The following is a 1,306-nucleotide window of genomic DNA, read 5'->3' as shown; positions in this document are numbered from 1 at the left end:
CTACGGCCAGTACGGCAAGGGCGACGGCCAGCTGCAGGGCGTGGACCTGGCCTGGGGCTTCAACACCGACCGCGCCAACCTGTTCCTGGGCCTGAGCTACGTCGACCAGGATCCGGTGTATTCCAAGGACCGCGGCGTCGCCGCGTTCCCGGTGCCGGGCCTGGGCGTTGAGACCGGCAGCTCGGCCACGCCGAACGGCCGCTTCATCTTCACCGACCCGCGTTGCGCCGGCGGTACCTGCAACCTCACCACGCCCAACGGCACCAGCTATCCCAACGGCGTGCGCTACCCGCAGGACTTCATCCCCTTCACCGGCGCGAACCGCTACAACTTCGCCCGCGAGAACATGCTGCTGACGCCGTCCAAGCGCACCGGCGCGTTCGGCCAGTTCCGCTATCACTTCACCGACAACGTGCAGGGCTACGTCAAGGCGCTGTACAACCGCCGCGAGTCGGTCAACCAGGCCGCGCCGGAGCCGATCTTCCTCGGCCTGGACGCCGGCACCGGCAATCCGTGGTCCGAGCGCGTCACCATTTCGCGCCTGAACCCGTACAACCCCTTCGGCATCGACCTGACCTCCGAAGGCGCCAACCCGAACCTGATCACCCTGGCCCGGCGCCCGGTCGAAGGCGGCCCGCGCATCTTCGAGCAGAAGGTCGACACCCAGTACGTGGCCGGCGGTTTGGAAGGCAGCTTCGACGCGGGCGACCGCACCTTCTTCTGGGACGTCAACGCCGCCTACAGCCGCAACAAGGCCGACCAGACCAACCGCGGCAGCTACAACATCCGCAACATCAACATCGCGCTCGGCGATCCGGCGGTGTGCGCCGCGACCCCGGGCTGCGTGCCGCTGAACCTGTTCGGCGGCCCGGGCACGATCACCCCGCAGATGCTGAGCTGGATCAGCCCGGTCGTGCGCGACCGCAGCGAGCAGAAGCTCAAGACCTTCACCGCCAACTTCTCCGGCGACCTGTTCAACCTGTGGGCGGGCCCGTTGTCGTTCGCGGCCGGTTACGAGTACCGCAAGTACGAAGGTTCCTACTCGCCCGATCCGATCACCGTGGCCGGCTACTACAACGGCACCCAGTCGTTGCCGACCAGCGGTTCCTACGACGTCAACGAAGCCTACGTCGAGCTCAACCTGCCGCTGATCAAGGAAGGTTCGTTCGGCAAGAGCCTGGACCTGAGCCTGGCCGGCCGCTACTCGGATTACTCGACCTTCGGCGGCCAGTTCACGCCCAAGTACGGCCTGCGCTGGCAAGTCGCCGACGAGTTCCTGCTGCGCACCACCTACGCCGAAGGCTTC

At 66.8% G+C, this 1,306-nt stretch carries 1 protein-coding gene; it reads left to right on the top strand.

The genetic code is table 11. The features are described from left to right. On the top strand, positions 1-1,306 hold a 1,306-nt coding region (locus AB0D94_RS37820), incomplete at both ends, for a TonB-dependent receptor (protein ID WP_362062525.1).

This window comes from Streptomyces sp. NPDC048255 (assembly GCF_040652415.1).
Classification (GTDB): domain Bacteria; phylum Actinomycetota; class Actinomycetes; order Streptomycetales; family Streptomycetaceae; genus Streptomyces.
The sequence above is the reverse complement of the archived record's forward strand: the minus strand, read 5'-3'. Positions and strand labels throughout refer to the sequence as shown.